Source organism: Streptomyces sp. NPDC019224 (assembly GCF_040632605.1).
Classification (GTDB): domain Bacteria; phylum Actinomycetota; class Actinomycetes; order Streptomycetales; family Streptomycetaceae; genus Streptomyces.
The window spans coordinates 78,035-95,178 of the sequence record NZ_JBEYCF010000028.1; the positions used below are offsets into that span (position 1 = coordinate 78,035).

Sequence of the window (17,144 nt, forward strand, 5' to 3'; positions counted from 1 at the left end):
GTCCAGATGAGCGACTATTCCCCGGACGCCACCGACTGGCGCATTCTCGACGTGCTGCAACGCGAGGGGCGGGCCTCGTTCGCGGAGCTCGCGCGGGCGGTGGCCATGTCACCGAGCGCCGTGACCGAGCGGGTCCGCCGGCTGGAGGAGGCCGGCATCATCAGCGGGTACGCGGCCGTGGTCGATCCGGAACGGCTCGGGCTGCCGATCCTCGCCTTCGTGCGGCTGCGGTATCCGAACGGCAACTACAAGCCGTTCCACGACCTCTTGGAGACCACGCCGGAGATCGTGGAGGCCCATCACGTCACCGGCGACGACTGCTTCGTGCTGAAGGTGACGGCCCGCTCCATGAGCCATCTGGAGACCGTCGCCGGGAAGATCGGCGCGCTCGGGTCCGTCACGACCAGCGTCGTCTACTCCTCGCCCCTTCCCGGGCGCGCGATCAGTCGCTGAGCCCGTCCGCCCCCGCCCGGAGCCGCACGGCCGACCCGTGCCGTTCCTTCACCACCTCCAGCTGGGCGGGGATGCGGCGGCGCAGGTCCGCGACGTGGCTCACGATGCCGACGCTGCGGTCCCGTTCGCGCAACGAGTCGAGCACGTCGAGCACTTCGTCGAGCGTCTGGTCGTCGAGGCTGCCGAACCCCTCGTCGATGAACAGGGTGTCGAGCCGTACGCCGCCGGCCTCGTCGGTCACGACATCGGCGAGGCCGAGCGCCAGGGCGAGCGAGGCGAAGAACGTCTCGCCGCCGGACAGCGTGGCCGTATCGCGCTCGCGGCCGGTCCAGGCGTCGATGACGTGCAGGCCGAGCCCCGCCCTGCGGCCCCCGGCACGGGCGTCGGAGTGGACGAGCTGGTAGCGGCCCGACGACATGCGCCGCAAGCGGGCGGTGGCCGCCGCGGCGACCTGTTCCAGCCGGGCCGCGAGCACGTACGACTCCAGCCGCATCTTGCGTGCGTTGTCCGCCGAGGTGCCCGCGGTGAGCCCGGCGAGCCGGGCGACGCGTTCGTGCTCCTCGCGCACGGGCCCCAGCGCGCGCACCTCCTCCGCCACGCGGCGCGAGAGCCTGCCGAGTTCGGCGCAGCGTTCCCGGGCGGCGTCGAGTCCGGCCGCGGCCTCCCGCAGCGCGCCCTCGGCCCGGTCGGACACCTCCCGGGCCGCGTCCGGGGCGGCGGCCGGGCGACCGGCGGCCTCCCGGGCCGTGGTCTCGGCGAGCCGGTCGGCGACCGCCGCCGCCTCGGCCTGCCAGGCGTCGATCCGGTGCTGGAGCGTACGCTGCCCCGCCTCGTCGAGCAGCGTCGCGGCGGCGGCCTCCGGGGTCTCGAAACCGGCGCGGAACGCGGCGTCCGCGAGCCGGTCGTCGGCCTCCTTGAGCCGTTGCGCCGCGCTCTCCTCCTCGCGCACCGCGCCGGCCGCTTCGACGAGCAGGGCGACCCGCCGCTGAAGGACGGCGGCGTGCTCGGTGACGCTCGCGTACCCGCCGCGCGCCCGGTCCAGCACCTCGTCGAGTGCGGCCCGTTCGCGGTCCAGCGACTCGCGCCGGGAGGTCCGCGCGGCGGCCCGCTGCCCGGCCCGTTGCCGGTCCTCGGACCGCCGCCGCTGCTCCCGCTCGGCCGCGGCCAGGGCCTCCCGGGCGGCGTGCACCCCGGCGGCGGTCCGGTACGCCTCCGCGTGCTCACCGGCGAGTGCGTCCACGAGGGCGGCGAGCGCGGCGACGGTCGGCTGCGGGGCGCCGTCGCCCCCGGCCTCGGCCGCACCGGCACCGACCACCCCCGCACCGGCCGTCCCGGAAGCGGGCGTGTCGCCACCGGCGGCCTCGCCGTCCTCCGTCCCCGCCGCCTCCGCGCAAGCGTTCGTATGGCGTTCGCGTACCAGGGCGAGGGCCTGCTCCGCCTCCGCACGGGTCCGCTCCGCGCCCCGGTACGCGCGTTCGGCGGCCTCCTCCGTCGCGCGGTCCACGTGGCCGTCGCCGGGGCGGGCCGGGGACGGGTGGTCCTTCGCGCCGCAGACCGCGCAGGGCTCACCGGCGGCCAGTTGTCCGGCGAGTTCGGCCGCGATGTCGCGCAGGCGGCGTTCGCGCAGGTCGAGCCAGCGCTCGTGGGTGCCGAGGGCGTCTTCGCGGGCGTCGGCGAGCCGCTGCTCGGCGGCGTCCGCTTCGACGGCCAGGGCGTCGCGGCGGCGGGCCGCGTCGAGGCGGCGGCGGGCCGGGTCGAGGCGGCGGGCCAGCAGTTCGGTGCGGGTCGCGGCCTCCAGCGCCGTGTCGAGGCGGGCCTGCAGGTCCCGGCGGGCGGTCTCCCAGCCGGCGAGCCAGCCCTCGGTGTCGCGGACCAGTTCGTCGTCGGCCCCGGCCTGCCGCTCCAGGGCGGCGCGTTCGTCGTCGATCTCGGCGCTGCGCTGCTCGGCACGGCGCGCGGATTCGAGGCCCCCCAGTTCCTCGCGGAGCCGGCGTTCCAGGGTCGCCAGCTGTTCGGCGCCCGCCTCGGTCAGGGTCTCGGGCAGCCGGTCCCGGGCGCGGCCCCGGGCCTCACGCGCCCGCCGGTACGCCCGCTCCGCCTCCTCGCGCAGCTCCAGCGCCGGGGCGACGAGGTCCGCCTTCCGGGCGCGCGCGAGGCGGTCCCGCGCGTCCTCGTGCGCGGCGCGGCCGGCGTCCACGGCGTCGGCGCGGCGCCGGGTCTCGGCGTACCGCTCCTGGAGCGCGGCCAGTTCCCGTTCCTCGTCCAGGGCGCGCCTGGCTCCCGCGTGCCGGCCCTCCGCCGTGGCCAGCACCGACGCGGCGATGTCGAGCCGTTCGCGGGCGCCGCTGCGGGCGGTCGCGGCCCAGGCCAGGACCGCGTCCGCGAGGCCGGGGTCGCCCGGCCGGACGTCCGGCAGCCCGCACTCGCGCGCGGCGGGCCCGGCCGCCTGGGCGATGCGCTGGGCAAGCGCGAGGATCTGGTCGTCACCGGCCTTGACCTGCGCTTCGGCCGCCCGGCGCAGCTCGGCGAGGCGCTCCTCGACGGCCGCGAAGCGCCGGGTGTCGAAGAGCCGGCCGAGGAGCCGGCCGCGCGCCTCGGCGTCGGCGCGCAGGAAGCGCGCGAAGTCGCCCTGCGGCAGGAGGACCACCTGGCAGAACTGCTCCCGGCTCATGCCGACGAGCTGGGTGATCTCCTCCCCGATCTCCTGGTGCGACCGGCTCAGCGCCCGCCAGCCGTCCTCGGGGTCGTACTCCCGCAGCCGGCTCTGCGCCTTCTCCGTGGTGTGGCCGCCACCCCGCTTCTTGGGGCGGAGCTGCGCGGGGCTCCGGGTGATCTCCAGGCGCCGTCCGCCGACGGTGAGGTCGAGCAGCACCTCGGTCGGCAGGTCCACCGGGGCGTGGTCGCTGCGCAGCGAGGTGCCGGGGCTCTGCCGGGCGCCGGGGACCGCCCCGTACAGGGCGTAGCAGACGGCGTCCAGGACGGAGGTCTTCCCGGCGCCGGTGGGTCCGTGCAGCAGGAAGAGGCCCGCGGCGGAGAGGGCGTCGAAGTCGATCTCCTGGGTGGCGCCGAAGGGGCCGAACGCGGTGATGCGCAGGGTGTGGAGCCTCACCGGTTCACCTCGCGGACGCCGTCGTCGACCCGTACGTGGTCGAAGGCGCCGCGCAGCACCGCCCGTTCCCGTTCGTCGGTCCCGCAGCCGCCGCGTACGTGGGCCACGAAGTCCTCCGCGATGCTCTGGTCGTCGCGTCCGCGCAGGCGGTGGGCGTACGAGATGTCCGGGTCGTCGGGCGCCCGCTCCGGTTCGAAGACGAGGCTGAGGGTGTGCGGGAAGCGTTCGGCGAGCCGGGCCATCGGGTCGGCGGGGCGGGCCGGGTCGGTGAGGGTGGCCTCCACCCAGGCGTCCTCGTGGCGGTCGAGGGCCGGATCGTCGAGGAGGGTGTCGAGCGGGCCGCGCAGCCGGGCGAGGCGGCGCGGCACCGGGCAGTCGATCCGCTCGCCCGTGACGGCGCCCGAGGCGTCCAGGTCGATGAGCCACATGGTCTTGCGGTGGGTGGCCTCGGAGAAGGAGTACGCGAGCGGGGAACCCGAGTACCGGACCCGGTCGGTGACGGTCTGGCAGCCGTGGAGGTGGCCGAGCGCCACGTAGTCGACGCCGTCGAAGACGCCGGCCGGGACCGCGGCGACGCCGCCGACGGTGATGTCGCGTTCGCTGTCGCTGGGCTCGCCGCCGGCGACGAAGGCGTGGGCGAGGACCACGGACCGGGTGGTGTCCGGGCGCTCGGCGAGGTCGGCGCGGACCCGGTCCATGGCGGCGGTCAGCACGGCCTCGTGCCCGGCGCGCCCGACCTTGAAGGTGTCCTTGACCAGGGCCGGTTCCAGGTACGGGAGCCCGTAGAACGCCACGTCCCCGTGCGCGTCGGAGAGCACGACCGGGGTGGCGCAGTGCGCGGGGTCGGTCCGCAGGTGGATGCCGGCCCGGCCGATGAGCCCGGCGCCGACGCCGAGCCGGCGGGCCGAGTCGTGGTTGCCGGAGATCATCACCGTCGGCACCCCGGCGGCGGCGAGACGGTGCAGGGCGTCGTCGAAGAGTTCGACGGCGCTGAGCGGGGGCACCGCCCTGTCGTACACGTCACCCGCCACGACGACGGCGTCGACCTCGTGCTCGTGGACGGTGGCCACCAGGTGGTCGAGGTAGGCGGCCTGCGCGTCGAGCAGGGAGACCCGGTGGAACGACCGGCCCAGGTGCCAGTCCGATGTGTGCAGAATCCTCAAGGCCCGGCTCCGGTCCGCATGTGCTTCCTCCGCCCCTGTGCCCTCACGCACCACAGTGTCCCATCACGCCGGGGCCCTCCCGGGGCCGACGTGTCAGGCGTCGTCGTACGCCTCGCCGCCCAGTTCCACCCGTGCCTCGCCCGCCGTCGCGTCGGCCAGCCAGCGGCGGAACTCCTCGACCTCCGCGTCCGGCAGCGCGATCCCGATCGTCACCTCGGCCGCGTACCGGACCTCGCGCACGGTCCTTCCGGTGGCCCGCAGTTCGTTCTCCAGCCTGCCTGCCCGCTGGTGGCCGACCGTGACGGTGGCGAGCCGGAAGCGGCGGCGGGTGCGGGTGCCGAGTGCGTCGAGTGCCTCGCCGACCACTCCCCCGTAAGCCCGGATCAGTCCGCCGGCGCCCAGCTTCACACCGCCGTAGTAACGGGTGACGACGGCGACGACGTAGCAGACCTCGCGGCGCGTCAGCATCTGGAGCATGGGGACTCCGGCGGTGCCGCCGGGCTCGCCGTCGTCACTGGCCTTCTGCACGGAGGCGTCGGCGCCGATCACGTACGCGTAGCAGTTGTGCGTGGCGGTCGGGTGTTCGCCGCGGACGCGGGCGACGAACTCCTGCGCCTCCTCCTCGGTGGCCGCGGGGGCGAGCGCGCAGATGAAGCGGGACCGGTTGATCTCGCTCTCGTGCACGCCCGCGCGGGCGACGGTCCGGTACTGCTCCTGCATTCCGCCACCCTATGCCTAGCCGGGGGAATGGCCGGAGCGGGCCACCGGTTGTGCGGTTCATGTACGCAGACACGGAGACGATCCGCAGGATCCTGGAAGACACCGGCGACACCTGGGCCGTGGTGGGGCTGTCCGACAACCGTTCGCGCGCGGCCTACGGGGTCGCCGAGGTCCTGCAGCGCTTCGGCAAGCGGGTGGTGCCGGTGCACCCGAAGGCCGAGCGGGTGCACGGCGAGGAGGGGTACGCCTCGCTGGCGGACATACCGTTCCCGGTGGACGTGGTGGACGTCTTCGTCAACAGCGACCTGGCCGGCGCGGTGGCCGACGAGGCGGTCGCCGCCGGCGCCCGGGCCGTCTGGTTCCAGCTCGGCGTGGTCGACGAGCAGGCGTACGAACGCACCCGGGCGGCGGGGCTCGACATGGTCATGGACCGCTGCCCGGCGATCGAGATCCCGAGGCTCGAAGCCTAGGAGGCGTCCGGAGCGGCGCGGACGCCCAGTCCTTCGAGGACCACCGCGCCCGGCAGCGCGGCCAGCGCCTTGCCGGTCACGATCAGCTTGCCGCGGCGCGAGCCGCTGCCGATCAGCACCCACTCCTCGTCCACGACGGCGGAGTCGACCAGCAGCGGCCAGGCGGCCGGCAGACCGACGGGCGTGATGCCGCCGTACTCCATGCCGGTCTCGCCGACGGCCGTGTCCATCGGGGCGAACCGCGCCTTGCGCAGGCCGAGGTGCTTGCGGGCGACGCCGTTCACGTCCACCCGGGAGTGCGACAGGACGACGCAGGCGGCGAGGGTGATCTCGGCTGCCCGCTTGCCCGAGAGCACGACGCAGTTCGCCGAGTGGTCCAGCAGGCCGGCCCCGTGGTGGGCGACGAAGGCCGCGGTGTCGGCGAGCTCCGGGTCGGTGTCGACGTGCAGGACCTGATCGGGGGTGATGCCGCCCCAGCCGGTGCTCACCGCCCCGGCGACCGGGGCGGTGAGCAGGTCCTGACGGTCGACGGCTGGGACGGCGTTCTCGAAGGAGCCGATGGGTGCGCGCATGCGCGTCACGCTAACAGCGCCGTCCGCGGGGGTGGGCGGCGTCTCATCTGACGGGCGGAATGCTCACGGCCATGGTGAGTTCGACCGGTTCGGTGCCCTCGTTGCGGTAGGCGTGCGGGTGGTGCGCCTCGAAAGTGGCGGAGGTGCCGGCGGGCACGGTGTACGGGGTGTCGTCGACGACGAGCGTGAGGGTGCCCGCGGTGACGTGGAGCAGTTCGACCGTGCCCTCCGGGTGCGGGTCGGACCGGCTGCCGTCGCCGGGCATCAGCCGCCAGGACCAGAGTTCGAGGGGGCCGCGGGCCTCCGTGCCGACCAGCAGCGTGGTGGCGCTGCCCGCCTCGGTGGACCACAGGCGCACGGCCTGGTCGGCGGGGACCAGGCGGACCGGGGAGCCCTGTTCGTAGTCGAGCAGCGTGGTGATGCTGACGCCGAGCGCGTCGGCCAGCTTGACCGTGGTGCCGACGCTCGGGTTGGTGCGGGCCTGCTCGATCTGGATGATCATGCCGCGGCTGACCCCGGCACGGGCGGCCAGCGTGTCCAGGGTGAAGCCCCGCTCCCCGCGCCAGCGCTTGAGGTTGCGCGCGAGGGACTGGGTCAGCTGATCGAGGTCAGTCACATTCCGTCCAATATCCTGTATGACATGGTCAAGCATCCTGTACTACGGTGTGGTGTGCCCAACCGTTCGCCGCACTGTACTGCGAGGCTCCGATGACTGCGTTGTTCGCCCTGGCCACCAGCCTCCTGTGGGGGCTGGCCGACTTCGGGGGCGGCCTGCTGACCCGGCGCACGCCCGCGCTCACCGTGGTCGTGGTCTCGCAGATCATCGCGGCGACGGTGCTGGGCGTGATCGTCATCGCGACGGGCGGCTGGAGCGAGGCGGACCCCCGGCTCTGGTTCGCGGTCGCGGCGGGCGTCGTGGGCCCGGTGGCGATGCTCTGCTTCTACCAGGCGCTCGCCCTCGGCCCGATGGGCGTGGTCTCCCCGCTGGGTTCGCTCGGCGTGGCCGTACCCGTGGGCGTCGGACTGCTCGCCGGGGAGCGGCCGGATCTCCTCCAGGGCGCCGGGGTCGCGGTCGCCGTCGCGGGCATCGTGATGGCGGGCGGCCCGCAGCTGCGCGGGGCGCCGGTGCAGCGGCGGGCGGTCCTGCTGACGCTGGGGGCGGCCTTCGGCTTCGGGGCCGTGATGTCGCTGATCGCCGAGGCGTCGACGACGGTGACCGGGCTGTTCCTGGCCCTGTTCGTGCAGCGGGTCACCAATGTCGCCGTGGGCGGCGGGGCGCTGTACCTCTCGGTGCGGCGCGGCGGCCGCGCGCTGCCCGAGGACGGGGGCGCCTCGGCGGTCCGTGCCGCGCTGCCCGCGCTGGCGTTCGTCGGCCTCGCGGACGTCGCGGCCAACGGCACGTACGCGATGGCCGCGCAGCACGGACCGGTCACCGTCGCCGCCGTACTGGCCTCGCTCTACCCGGTGGTGACCGCCCTGGCCGCGCGCGGGTTCCTCAAGGAGCGGCTGCGGGGCGTGCAGGCGGCGGGCGCCGGGCTCGCACTGGTGGGGACGGTGCTGCTCGCGACCGGGTGAGCGCGGGCCCGGTCAGCCCTCCTCCAGCTCCGCGACGGCCAGCAGCTGTTCCGGGGTGACGCCCGCGGGGATCGGCACCGGGGCCGGTGTCCGCAGGGGCGGCTGCCAGCCCTTCTCCGGGTGCCAGCTGCGTACGACCCGGGCGGGCGCGCCGGCCACCACGGCCCGGTCGGGCACCTCGCCCCGGACGACCGCGCCGGCGGCCACGACCACGTTGCGCCCGAGCCGGGCCCCGGGCAGGATCACCGCCCCGGTGCCGATCCAGCAGCCGGGGCCGATGGACACGGGCTCCATCCGGGGCCACTGCTTGCCGACCGGCTCGTGCGGGTCGTCGTAGCTGTGGTTGGTCGAGGTGATGTAGACGTAGGGGCCGCAGTACGTGTCCGCGCCCATGGTCACCCTGGTGTCGGCGACGACATGACTGCCGCGGCCCAGCACCACTCCGTCGCCCAGGGTGAGGATCGGCTCGGGGCCGAGGTCCAGGTCGGGCATGAGGCCCGCGGTCAGCGTGACCTGTTCGCCGATGATGCAGTGGTCGCCCAGTTCGATCCACGGCTCCCCGAAGACCGTGCCCTGGGGGAACGCCAGGCGGGTCCCCTCGCCGATCCGGGCGAACCGCAGTCCCCCGGGGTGCTCGGCGGTGACCGCGCCCGCCTCCCGCACCCAGCGCCAGCAGCGGTGCACGGCCCGGGACAGGACGCGCCGCCGCCAGGCGGTCAGGGAGGAGAACGCGTTTCTGTCCCTGGGCACGCGCTCACGGTTCTTGGGCACGCGCTCACGGTAGTCCGCGTCCATCGGACCGGCGGCGGCCCCGGCCTGTGATCTTCACCCCAGGGAGCCCGGGACGGCGGCGCGTCGCATACGGTTTGCCCGGCGGACGGCCTGCTGTCACCGTGGCCCCCGCGACCCACGGCACCGGAGCACGGAGGAACGCGCGATGGCGGAGCAGGCGTTGATCATGGGCATGGGCGGCAAGGAGCCGTCCATCGACGCGGACGCCTTCACGGCGCCGACCTCCGTCGCGATCGGCGACGTCACCATGGCCGCGGGCTCCAGCCTCTGGTACCAGGCGGTACTGCGCGCGGACTGCGGACCCATCGTCATCGGGTCCGACTCCAACATCCAGGACAACTGCAGCGTCCACGTCGACCCGGGCTTCACGGTGACGGTCGGCGAGCGGGTCTCGGTCGGACACAACGCCGTCCTGCACGGCTGCACCATCGAGGACGACGTCCTGGTCGGTATGGGGGCCACCGTCCTCAACGGCGCCCACATCGGCGCGGGCTCGCTGGTCGCGGCGCAGGCCCTCGTCCCGCAGGGCATGCGCGTGCCGCCGGGCTCCCTGGTCGCGGGCGTCCCGGCGAAGGTGAAGCGGCAGCTGACCGAGGAGGAGCTGGAAGGCGTCCGCTTCAACGCGGTGGGTTACGTGGAGCTGGCCAAGGCACACCGTGAGGCGTGCGGCGGCTGAGGACGGCGGGGCCCGTCGGCTCAGTCGGCGACCGGCACGGTCTCCGGTTCCGGTTCGGCGGCCGCCCCGGAGTGCGCGGCGGCGGCCTTCTTGGCGCGGTTCTTGAGGACGAGCATCGAGGCGAGGCCGATCAGGACCGCGATGGCCAGGCCGAGGTAGGAGAACCGCTTCAGCCATGCCTCGGCGACGACGCCCACCGAGTAGATGACGGCCGTGGTGCCGCCCGCCCAGGCGATCCCGCCCAGCACGTTGGCGACGAGGAACTTCCAGTACGGCATGTGCAGCACACCGGCCAGCGGTCCCGCGAAGATGCGCAGCAGCGCGACGAAGCGGCCGAAGAACACGGCCCACATGCCCCACTTCTGGAAGGAGCGCTCGGCCATGGCGATCTGGCTGTCGCCGAAGTGCCGGGGGAACTTCCCGCCGAGCCAGGCCAGCAGTGGGCGTCCGCCCTTGCGGCCGATGGCGTAGCCGATCGAGTCGCCGATCACGGCCCCGGCCGTGGCGCAGGCCCCCAGGACCCAGGGGTTGATGCCGTCGTGACTCGCGGCCAGCAGTGCCGCGCTGATCAGGACGATCTCGCCGGGCAGCGGGATGCCCAGGCTCTCCAGTCCGATGACGACGCCCACCAGGACGTACACGCTGATCGCGGGGACGGTCTCCAGCCACTCCTGGATGTGCAACGCCGTTTCCTCCGTAGTGATGTCCTGTCGCCCGCCGGACAGCTCACTCGGCGCACGGCGGGAAGCCTACCCTCAGCGCCCCCGGGGCGGACAGCGCGAAGGGCCGCTTCCCGCCCGCCGCCGCCCTCCTTCACCGTTCGCACACGGGGGCGGGCGTAGCACGCCGGGCTGGGTCCCTCTATCGTTACTCGCCATGTGGCCAGGACAGCAGCCGCCCGGGGGCGAGCAGAACCCGCAGGACCAGAACCAGAACCCGTACCAGCAGCCGGGGTACCAGCAGCCGAATCCCTATCAGCAGCCGGGATATCAGCAGCAGGGCCAGCAGCCCGGTTACGGATATCCGCAGCAGGGCGGGCAGGGGGGCTACGGACAGCCCAACCCGTACCAGCAGCCGACGGTCCCGCAGTACGCGGTGCCCGGGCCTCCCGGCGATCCGCAGCCCGGTGGCGACAACAAGAAGAGGACGACGATCGTGGCCGTCGTCGCGGCGACCGCGGTCGTGGTGGCCGCCGCGGTCACCGGTGTCGTCGTGCTGAACAAGGACGACGGCAAGGACTCCAAGAACGTCACCGGCGGCAAGACGTCCGCGCCCGCGAAGCCGTCCGGGTCCGCCTCCTCGCCCGAGGCCAACCCGCGCGGCGGCGGCGACGAGGACAAGCCGCAGATCGCGGGCTGGAAGGTCGTGACGAACCCGAAGTGGGGCACGCAGTTCGACGTGCCCGGCGACTGGAAGGTGTCGCCCCCCGGCGTGCTCACGTACTTCGAGGACGACAAGAAGGGCGACGGTTCGCCGCTCATCGGCTTCACCGGGCCCGCCGACCTCAAGGACAAGTGGTGCACCGAGGACGCGGACAAGGACGGCAGCCCGGAGAACTACAGTCTGGCCGGCGCCGGCACCCGGGGCGCGGAGGGCGCCACGGACGCCGACGTGAACGCCCGGAACGAGGCGGGCACCTGGGCATGGGCCGCGTTCGCGCAGCACATGCCGAAGAAGAGCATCAAGATCAGCAAGGCCAAGCCGTACACCACCAAGTCGGGGCTGACGGGGAGCCTGGTCACCGCCACCGCGCCCAACGTCACCAAGAAGACGAAGTGCAGCAGCAACGGCAAGACGTACGCCTTCACGTTCAAGAACAGCAAGGGCCAGTTCTCCTCGTGGGTGCTGTACGCCGCCACCGATGTCGAGGGCGAGCTGCCGGAGGCGACGGTTCAGAAGATCCTCAGCACGGTGCGCATCGTGCCGATCACCGACACCGGCACCGAGTCCTGAGCCCGGTCCGGGAACGCATTTGCGCAACGGGGGCGGGACCGCGATAGTCCCTGGGTGACCGACGCATCCGCCCCCGCTCCCCACCCCGGCCGCCCCGTTCCCGCGGGCCGCAACTACCGACTGCTGACCGCCGCCTCGATCATCACCGCCCTGGGTACCCACGGCGCGCTGATCGCGGCGGCGTTCGCGGTTCTCCAGACGGGCGGCGACGGAGGTGACGTCGGTCTCGTCGCCGCCGCCAGGACGGTCCCGCTGGTGCTCTTCCTGCTGATCGGCGGGGCGATCGCGGACCGGCTGCCGCGTCACCGGGTGATGGTCGCGGCCAACACCCTCAACTGCGTCTCGCAGGGCCTCTTCGCCCTGCTGGTCCTGGCCGGCGACCCCCAGCTGTGGCAGATGATGCTGCTCACCGCGCTGTGCGGTACCGGGCAGGCCTTCTTCAGCCCGGCGGCCGAGGGCATGCTGATGTCGAGCGTCAGCGGCGAACAGGCGAGCCGCGCCTTCGCGCTCTTCCGGATGTCCACCCAGGGCGCCGCCATCGGCGGTGCGGCCCTCGGCGGCGCCATGATCGCGGCCATGGACCCGGGCTGGGTGCTGGCCGTGGACGCCGCGGCGTTCGCGGGCGCGGGAGCCCTGCGCGCCTTCCTCGACGTCAGCCACATCCCGGAGCGGAAGCCCGGGGGCGGGCTGCTCGCGGACCTGCGCGACGGCTGGAAGGAGTTCACCGGCCGGCCGTGGCTGTGGGCCATCGTCGCCCAGTTCTCGGTGGTGGTCGCCGCCGTCGGAGCGGCCGAGGCGGTCTACGGGCCGCTGGTCGCCCGTGACGAACTCGGCGGCGCCCGGCCCTGGGGCTTCGCGCTCGCCGCGTTCGGCGTCGGCAACCTGGCGGGGGCGCTGCTGATGATGCGGTGGAAGCCGCGTCGGCTGCTGCTGGCCGGGACGCTCTGCGTCTTCCCGCTGGCCCTGCCGTCGGCCGGGCTCGCCGTGCCGCTGTCCGCGACCTGGCTCTGCGTGGTGATGCTGGTCAGCGGTATGGCGATCGAGGTCTTCGGCGTCTCCTGGATGACGGCCATGCACCAGGAGATCCCCGAGGAGAAGCTCTCCCGGGTCTCCGCCTACGACTGGTTCGGCTCGGTGGCCATGGTGCCGGTCGCCACCGCCCTCGCCGGACCGGTCGAGTCACTGGTCGGGCGCAGCCAGGCGCTGTGGGGGTGCGCGGGCCTGGTCGTGCTCGTCACGGGGGCGGTGCTGTTCGTTCCGGACGTACGCAATCTGACCCGCCGGACCGCGACCGTCGAGGTGGCCGCCGCCCCGCTCGTGCCGCCCGCCTCAGCCGATGCTGAAGGCGCCGTCGGGCGGCTCGGGTGAGGCCACCGCGTCCTCGTCGCCGACCGGCCGGGCCCCGTTGACGAACGCCTCCAGCGCCTCCCCGTGCTCCACCCGCGCGGCGAACGCGTCCGCCGCGCACCGGCGGGCCAGGGCCGCCGTGTCGAACGGGGCACGGGAGGCGACGAGGACCACGTTGCCGAAGCGCCGGCCGCGCAGCACGCCCGGCTCCGCGATCAGCGCCAGCTCGCCGAAGACGGCCGCGAAGGTGGCCAGCTGCGAGCGCAGGAAGCCGAACGGCGGCCCGTCGGCGAGGTTGGCGGCGTAGATCCCGTCCGGGCGCAGCGCCCGCGCCGCGGCCCTGGCGTAGGGGACGGTGGTGAGGTGGGCGGGCACCCGGGAGCCGCCGAAGACGTCCGCGATCAGCAGGTCCACCGAGCCGGGAGCCGTCTCCTCCAGCCGGGCGCGGGCGTCCGCCGCGCGGACGGTGATGCCGCCGCCCTCCGGCAGCGGGAGGTGCTCGGCGACGAGGTCCAGCAGTCCGCGGTCCGCGTCCGCCACCTCCTGCCGGGAGCCGGGGCGGGTGGCCGCGACGTAGCGGGGCAGGGTGAGCCCGCCGCCGCCCAGGTGCAGGACGTCCAGCGGCTCGCCCGGGTCCGCCGCGCAGTCCACTACATGGCCGAGCCGGCGCGCGTACTCGAACTCCAGGTGTTCGGGGGCGTCCAGGTCGACGTAGGACTGCGGCGCACCGTCCACCGTGAGCAGCCAGGCGCGTTCCCGGTCCACGTCCGGGAGCAGCCGGGCGGTGCCGTGGTCCACGTCGCGGATGACGGGTATCGACTCGTTCACTCCCCCATTGTGCGGCGGGCCCGCCTCCCCCGGGGAAGCGGGGGAGGCGGGGGAGGCGGGCCCTCGGAGACGCCCGGCTCAGAGCAGCTCCATGACGGTGCCCGCGCCGACCGTGCGGCCGCCCTCACGGATCGCGAAGCCGAGGCCCGGCTCCAGGGGGACGTCCCGGCCCAGCTCGACGGTCATGGTGACCGTCTCCCCGGGCCGCGCGACGCCCGCCGCGCCGAGGTCCACGTCGCCGACCACGTCGGCCGTGCGGATGTAGAACTGCGGCCGGTACCCGGTGGAGACCGGGGTGGTGCGGCCGCCGTCGCGCCCCGGCAGGACGTACACCTGCGCGGTGAAGCGCCGGCTCGGGGTGACGCTGCCCGGCGCCGCGACGACATGGCCGCGGCGCACCCGGTCGCGCTCGACGCCGCGCAGGAGCAGCGCGACGTTGTCGCCGGCCTCGGCGGACTCCATCGGCTTGCCGAAGGTCTCCAGGCCGGTGACGACCGTCTCCGTGTCCGCGCCGAGGACCGTCACGCGGTCGCCGACCCGGACCGTGCCGCGCTCCACGGCGCCGGTGACGACCGTGCCCCGGCCGGTGATGGTCAGGACGTTCTCCACCGGCAGCAGGAACGGCGCGTCGGTGTAGCGCACCGGCATCGGTACGTAGGTGTCGACGGCGTCGAGCAGCGCCTCCACGGCCCCGGTCCAGCGCGGGTCGCCCTCCAGCGCCCGCAGCCCCGACACCCGTACGACGGGCACCGCGTCGCCGCCGTACCCGTGCGCGGACAGCAGCTCGCGCACCTCCAGCTCGACCAGGTCGGTCAGCTCGGGGTCCCCCGCGTCCGCCTTGTTCAGCGCGACGACGATGTGGTCGACGCCGACCTGACGGGCGAGCAGTACGTGCTCGGCGGTCTGCGGCATGATCCCGTCCGGCGCGGAGACGACGAGGATCGCCCCGTCGAGCTGGGCGGCGCCGGTGACCATGTTCTTGATGTAGTCGGCATGGCCCGGCATGTCGACGTGCGCGTAGTGCCGGGTGTCGGTCTCGTACTCGACGTGCGCGATGTTGATGGTGATGCCGCGCCGCGCCTCCTCGGGCGCCCGGTCGATGCGGTCGAAGGGGACGAAGGTACCGGTGCCGCGGTCGCTGAGCACCTTGGTGATGGCGGCGGTCAGGGTGGTCTTGCCGTGATCGACGTGACCCATGGTGCCGATGTTGAGGTGCGGCTTGGTGCGCACGTATGCCGTCTTGGACATGGTCCGTTCCTTGGGATGCGAAGCGTGACGTGAGGACCCCGGGGCCCGGCCGACCCTCCCCTCGCGGGGTCCGCCGGACGGCCGGGGGAGGGTCAGCTTCGGGCGCCGCCGAAGGGCGCTGCGGCAGCGGTGACCGCTGCGGCGAGGGTGCTCAGGGCAGCCTTCGGCGCGTCCGCGACTGCGGACGGCGCTGCGGGGAAGGCGTACCGGAACATGGCCCGATCATCTCGGAAGGCCCGTCGGCCCGTCGAGTGGATTACGCCGGGCCGCAGGGGAGTCGGGCACCGTCCGCCCGCCGGGCCGCCGTGGATCCGCGGGGGCGCGTTACGGCGATCACACGCCTTTGTCGGTTACTCTCCCCGAATGCTCGACGCCGTCCCCGCCACCCGGCCCGCCCCCGGCCTCGCCGTGCGCTGCACGCGGGTGCTGCTCTCGCCGTGGTCCCGGCTCTCGCTGCTCGTCGCCGTGCTGGTGGGTGCCGCGACGGCCATGCTGCTGCTGGAGCCGCAGAAACTGCTGACCTCCGGCGGACTCACCCAGCTGAGCGGCGGCTCCACGGCGGCCGTGCTCTTCGGACTCGCGTACGGCGCGTGCACGGTGGCGTTCGTACCGCGTCCGCTGCTGAACCTCGCGGCGGGTGCGCTGTTCGGCGCACAGGCAGGTCTCGCGGCGGCGCTCGGCGGTACGGTGCTGGGCGCCGGAATCTCGTTCATGCTCGGCCGGGTCCTGGGCCAGGACGCGCTGCGCACCCTGGTGCGCGGGCGCTGGCTACGGGCGGCGGACGGGCAGCTGAGCCGCCACGGCTTCCGCTCGATGCTGGCGCTGCGGCTCTTCCCCGGGGTGCCGTTCGCCGCCGCCAACTACTGCGCGGCCGTCTCCCGCATGGGTTATCCGTCGTTCCTGGTGGCGACGGGCCTGGGCTCGATCCCGAACACGGCCGCGTATGTCGTGGCGGGCAGCGAGGCGTCGTCGCCGACCTCGCCCGCCTTCCTCGCGGCGATGGGGTTCATCGTGCTGACGGGAGCCGGAGCGGCCGTGGTCGCCTGGCGCCGCCGCCACCGCCTGGGCGCCTGAGGACCGCGACGGGCCGGGGGGCGCGGGGGGTGGCGCCGGCTGTTCACCCGGGGGCGATACGCTGCCCGCGACCGACAGACGAAACCGGGCCCGGCACGGCCCTGTCCTCGCACGACCGCAACCCGCACGCCGCCGACGGCCGACGCCGGCGGCCGCTGCACGATCACCCCGGGATGGCCCAAGCCCCATGAGCTGGTTCGAATCGTTCGTCCTCGGCCTCGTCCAGGGACTGACCGAGTTCCTGCCGATCTCCTCCAGCGCGCACCTGCGGCTCACCGCGGCGTTCGCCGACTGGCAAGACCCGGGTGCGGCCTTCACCGCGATCACCCAGATCGGTACGGAGGCCGCGGTCCTCATCTACTTCCGCAAGGACATCGTCCGGATCGTCTCGGCCTGGTTCAGGTCGCTGACGGACCGTTCTATGCGCGGCGACCACGACGCCAAGATGGGCTGGCTGGTCATCGTCGGCTCCCTTCCCATCGGCGTGCTCGGACTGACGTTCCAGGACCAGATCGAGGGCCCCTTCCGCGACCTGCGGCTGATCGCCACCACCCTGATCGTGATGGGCATCGTGCTCGGCATCGCGGACCGGCTGGCCGCCCGCGACGAGAAGGGCGGCCGGCACCGCGCCGGCAAGCAGCGCAAGACGCTGCGCGAACTCGGCGTCAAGGACGGCCTGATCTACGGCTGCTGCCAGGCACTGGCCCTGGTCCCGGGCGTCTCGCGGTCCGGCGCCACGATCAGCGGCGGTCTGCTGATGGGCTACACCCGGGAGGCGGCGGCGCGGTACTCGTTCCTGCTCGCGATCCCCGCGGTGCTCGCCTCGGGCCTCTTCGAGCTGAAGGACGCGGGCGAGGGGCACGTCTCCTGGGGGCCGACGATCTTCGCGACGATCATCGCGTTCGGTGTGGGGTACGCGGTCATCGCGTGGTTCATGAAGTTCATCACCACGAAGAGCTTCATGCCGTTCGTGATCTACCGGATCGCGCTGGGCGTGCTGATCTTCATTCTCGTCGGCGCCGACGCGCTGAGCCCGCACGCGGGCGAGTCCGCGGGCTGACGTCCGCCGCGCAGCCGCTCCTGCGCCAGACCCACGAAGAGGTGGTTGAACTCCTGCTCCACCAGGCCCGACGCCGGGTCCGGGTGGTTGTAGCGGACGGTGCC

The 17,144-nt window shown here is 73.9% G+C and carries 17 protein-coding genes and 1 pseudogene; 8 read left to right on the forward strand and 10 right to left on the reverse strand.

The genetic code is table 11. The features are described from left to right. Positions 1-6 precede the first annotated feature (6 nt). Positions 7-453: an Lrp/AsnC family transcriptional regulator gene (locus ABZ564_RS19550; RefSeq protein ID WP_360857668.1), complete on the forward strand. Its 447-nt coding sequence runs from the start codon at positions 7-9 to the stop codon at positions 451-453. Here ABZ564_RS19550 and ABZ564_RS19555 read toward each other — a convergent pair. From ABZ564_RS19555 to ABZ564_RS19565, 3 genes are all read right to left on the reverse strand, one after another. Then, positions 443-3,562 (reverse strand): SMC family ATPase, encoded by a 3,120-nt coding sequence (locus ABZ564_RS19555; RefSeq protein ID WP_360857671.1) that lies wholly within the window; start codon positions 3,560-3,562, stop codon positions 443-445. The genes ABZ564_RS19550 and ABZ564_RS19555 overlap by 11 nt on opposite strands. Next, positions 3,559-4,725 (reverse strand): exonuclease SbcCD subunit D, encoded by a 1,167-nt coding sequence (locus ABZ564_RS19560; protein ID WP_360857674.1) that lies wholly within the window; start codon positions 4,723-4,725, stop codon positions 3,559-3,561. The genes ABZ564_RS19555 and ABZ564_RS19560 overlap by 4 nt, the downstream gene beginning before the upstream one ends. A 93-nt stretch (positions 4,726-4,818) precedes the next feature. After that, positions 4,819-5,445, reverse strand: a complete 627-nt coding sequence (locus ABZ564_RS19565; protein ID WP_360857677.1) for a YigZ family protein — start codon at positions 5,443-5,445, stop codon at positions 4,819-4,821. A gap of 59 nt (positions 5,446-5,504) precedes the next feature. On the opposite strand from ABZ564_RS19565, the gene ABZ564_RS19570 reads away from it, so the two are divergent. Next, on the forward strand, positions 5,505-5,915 hold the full coding sequence (locus ABZ564_RS19570) for a CoA-binding protein (RefSeq protein ID WP_360857680.1): 411 nt from the start codon (positions 5,505-5,507) through the stop codon (positions 5,913-5,915). On the opposite strand, the gene ABZ564_RS19575 is transcribed toward ABZ564_RS19570, so the two are convergent. Both ABZ564_RS19575 and ABZ564_RS19580 read right to left on the reverse strand, forming a co-directional pair. After that, positions 5,912-6,487, reverse strand: coding sequence for a YbaK/EbsC family protein (locus tag ABZ564_RS19575; RefSeq protein WP_360857683.1), 576 nt, complete (start codon positions 6,485-6,487; stop codon positions 5,912-5,914). The two genes, ABZ564_RS19570 and ABZ564_RS19575, sit on opposite strands and share 4 nt — an antisense overlap. A gap of 43 nt (positions 6,488-6,530) precedes the next feature. Continuing rightward, entirely contained in the window at positions 6,531-7,103 is a 573-nt protein-coding gene (locus ABZ564_RS19580) for an XRE family transcriptional regulator (protein WP_360857686.1), read from the reverse strand. A 92-nt stretch (positions 7,104-7,195) separates the two neighbouring features. On the opposite strand from ABZ564_RS19580, the gene ABZ564_RS19585 reads away from it, so the two are divergent. After that, positions 7,196-8,062, forward strand: a complete 867-nt coding sequence (locus ABZ564_RS19585; protein ID WP_360857689.1) for a DMT family transporter — start codon at positions 7,196-7,198, stop codon at positions 8,060-8,062. Between the two features lie 12 nt (positions 8,063-8,074). On the opposite strand, the gene ABZ564_RS19590 is transcribed toward ABZ564_RS19585, so the two are convergent. Continuing rightward, complete coding sequence (locus tag ABZ564_RS19590; RefSeq protein ID WP_360857692.1) at positions 8,075-8,812, reverse strand: acyltransferase; 738 nt, start codon at positions 8,810-8,812, stop codon at positions 8,075-8,077. A 187-nt stretch (positions 8,813-8,999) separates the two neighbouring features. Here ABZ564_RS19590 and ABZ564_RS19595 point away from each other — a divergent pair, with 187 nt between their 5' ends. After that, positions 9,000-9,530 carry a gamma carbonic anhydrase family protein gene (locus ABZ564_RS19595; protein ID WP_360857694.1) on the forward strand — a complete coding sequence of 177 codons (531 nt, stop codon included), beginning with the start codon at positions 9,000-9,002 and terminating at the stop codon, positions 9,528-9,530. 20 nt (positions 9,531-9,550) lie between these two features. Here the strand turns inward: ABZ564_RS19595 and ABZ564_RS19600 are convergent, their stop codons facing one another. After that, entirely contained in the window at positions 9,551-10,213 is a 663-nt protein-coding gene (locus tag ABZ564_RS19600) for a DedA family protein (protein ID WP_360857697.1), read from the reverse strand. A gap of 193 nt (positions 10,214-10,406) precedes the next feature. On the opposite strand from ABZ564_RS19600, the gene ABZ564_RS19605 reads away from it, so the two are divergent. Continuing rightward, on the forward strand, positions 10,407-11,483 hold the full coding sequence (locus ABZ564_RS19605) for a hypothetical protein (RefSeq protein WP_360857700.1): 1,077 nt from the start codon (positions 10,407-10,409) through the stop codon (positions 11,481-11,483). Positions 11,484-11,537: 54 nt separating this feature from the next. Further along, positions 11,538-12,851, forward strand: coding sequence for an MFS transporter (locus ABZ564_RS19610; RefSeq protein WP_360857703.1), 1,314 nt, complete (start codon positions 11,538-11,540; stop codon positions 12,849-12,851). Here ABZ564_RS19610 and ABZ564_RS19615 read toward each other — a convergent pair. Together ABZ564_RS19615 and tuf are read right to left on the reverse strand one after the other, a co-directional pair. Further along, positions 12,813-13,658 (reverse strand): fused MFS/spermidine synthase, encoded by an 846-nt coding sequence (locus ABZ564_RS19615; protein ID WP_360857706.1) that lies wholly within the window; start codon positions 13,656-13,658, stop codon positions 12,813-12,815. The genes ABZ564_RS19610 and ABZ564_RS19615 overlap by 39 nt on opposite strands. Before the next feature lie 78 nt (positions 13,659-13,736). Next, positions 13,737-14,906 carry an elongation factor Tu gene (tuf, locus tag ABZ564_RS19620; RefSeq protein ID WP_360857708.1) on the reverse strand — a complete coding sequence of 390 codons (1,170 nt, stop codon included), beginning with the start codon at positions 14,904-14,906 and terminating at the stop codon, positions 13,737-13,739. A 363-nt stretch (positions 14,907-15,269) separates the two neighbouring features. Here tuf and ABZ564_RS19625 point away from each other — a divergent pair, with 363 nt between their 5' ends. Both ABZ564_RS19625 and ABZ564_RS19630 read left to right on the forward strand, forming a co-directional pair. Further along, a complete protein-coding gene (locus ABZ564_RS19625; protein WP_360857711.1) occupies positions 15,270-15,980 on the forward strand; it encodes a VTT domain-containing protein in 711 nt (236 codons plus the stop codon). 187 nt (positions 15,981-16,167) lie between these two features. Further along, positions 16,168-17,040: an undecaprenyl-diphosphate phosphatase gene (locus tag ABZ564_RS19630; protein ID WP_360857714.1), complete on the forward strand. Its 873-nt coding sequence runs from the start codon at positions 16,168-16,170 to the stop codon at positions 17,038-17,040. A gap of 20 nt (positions 17,041-17,060) precedes the next feature. Here ABZ564_RS19630 and ABZ564_RS19635 read toward each other — a convergent pair. Beyond that, positions 17,061-17,144 (reverse strand): annotated as a pseudogene (locus ABZ564_RS19635) (isopentenyl-diphosphate delta-isomerase); the annotation flags it as partial.

Coding starts and splice junctions, on each gene's coding strand:
- ABZ564_RS19565 (WP_360857677.1), bottom strand. CDS start 5,445: ATGCAGGAGCAGTACCGGACCGTCGCCCGCGCGGGCGTGCACGAGAGC.
- ABZ564_RS19630 (WP_360857714.1), top strand. CDS start 16,168: ATGAGCTGGTTCGAATCGTTCGTCCTCGGCCTCGTCCAGGGACTGACC.
- ABZ564_RS19625 (WP_360857711.1), top strand. CDS start 15,270: ATGCTCGACGCCGTCCCCGCCACCCGGCCCGCCCCCGGCCTCGCCGTG.
- ABZ564_RS19570 (WP_360857680.1), top strand. CDS start 5,505: ATGTACGCAGACACGGAGACGATCCGCAGGATCCTGGAAGACACCGGC.
- ABZ564_RS19585 (WP_360857689.1), top strand. CDS start 7,196: ATGACTGCGTTGTTCGCCCTGGCCACCAGCCTCCTGTGGGGGCTGGCC.
- ABZ564_RS19575 (WP_360857683.1), bottom strand. CDS start 6,487: ATGCGCGCACCCATCGGCTCCTTCGAGAACGCCGTCCCAGCCGTCGAC.
- ABZ564_RS19550 (WP_360857668.1), top strand. CDS start 7: ATGAGCGACTATTCCCCGGACGCCACCGACTGGCGCATTCTCGACGTG.
- ABZ564_RS19595 (WP_360857694.1), top strand. CDS start 9,000: ATGGCGGAGCAGGCGTTGATCATGGGCATGGGCGGCAAGGAGCCGTCC.
- ABZ564_RS19605 (WP_360857700.1), top strand. CDS start 10,407: ATGTGGCCAGGACAGCAGCCGCCCGGGGGCGAGCAGAACCCGCAGGAC.
- tuf (WP_360857708.1), bottom strand. CDS start 14,906: ATGTCCAAGACGGCATACGTGCGCACCAAGCCGCACCTCAACATCGGC.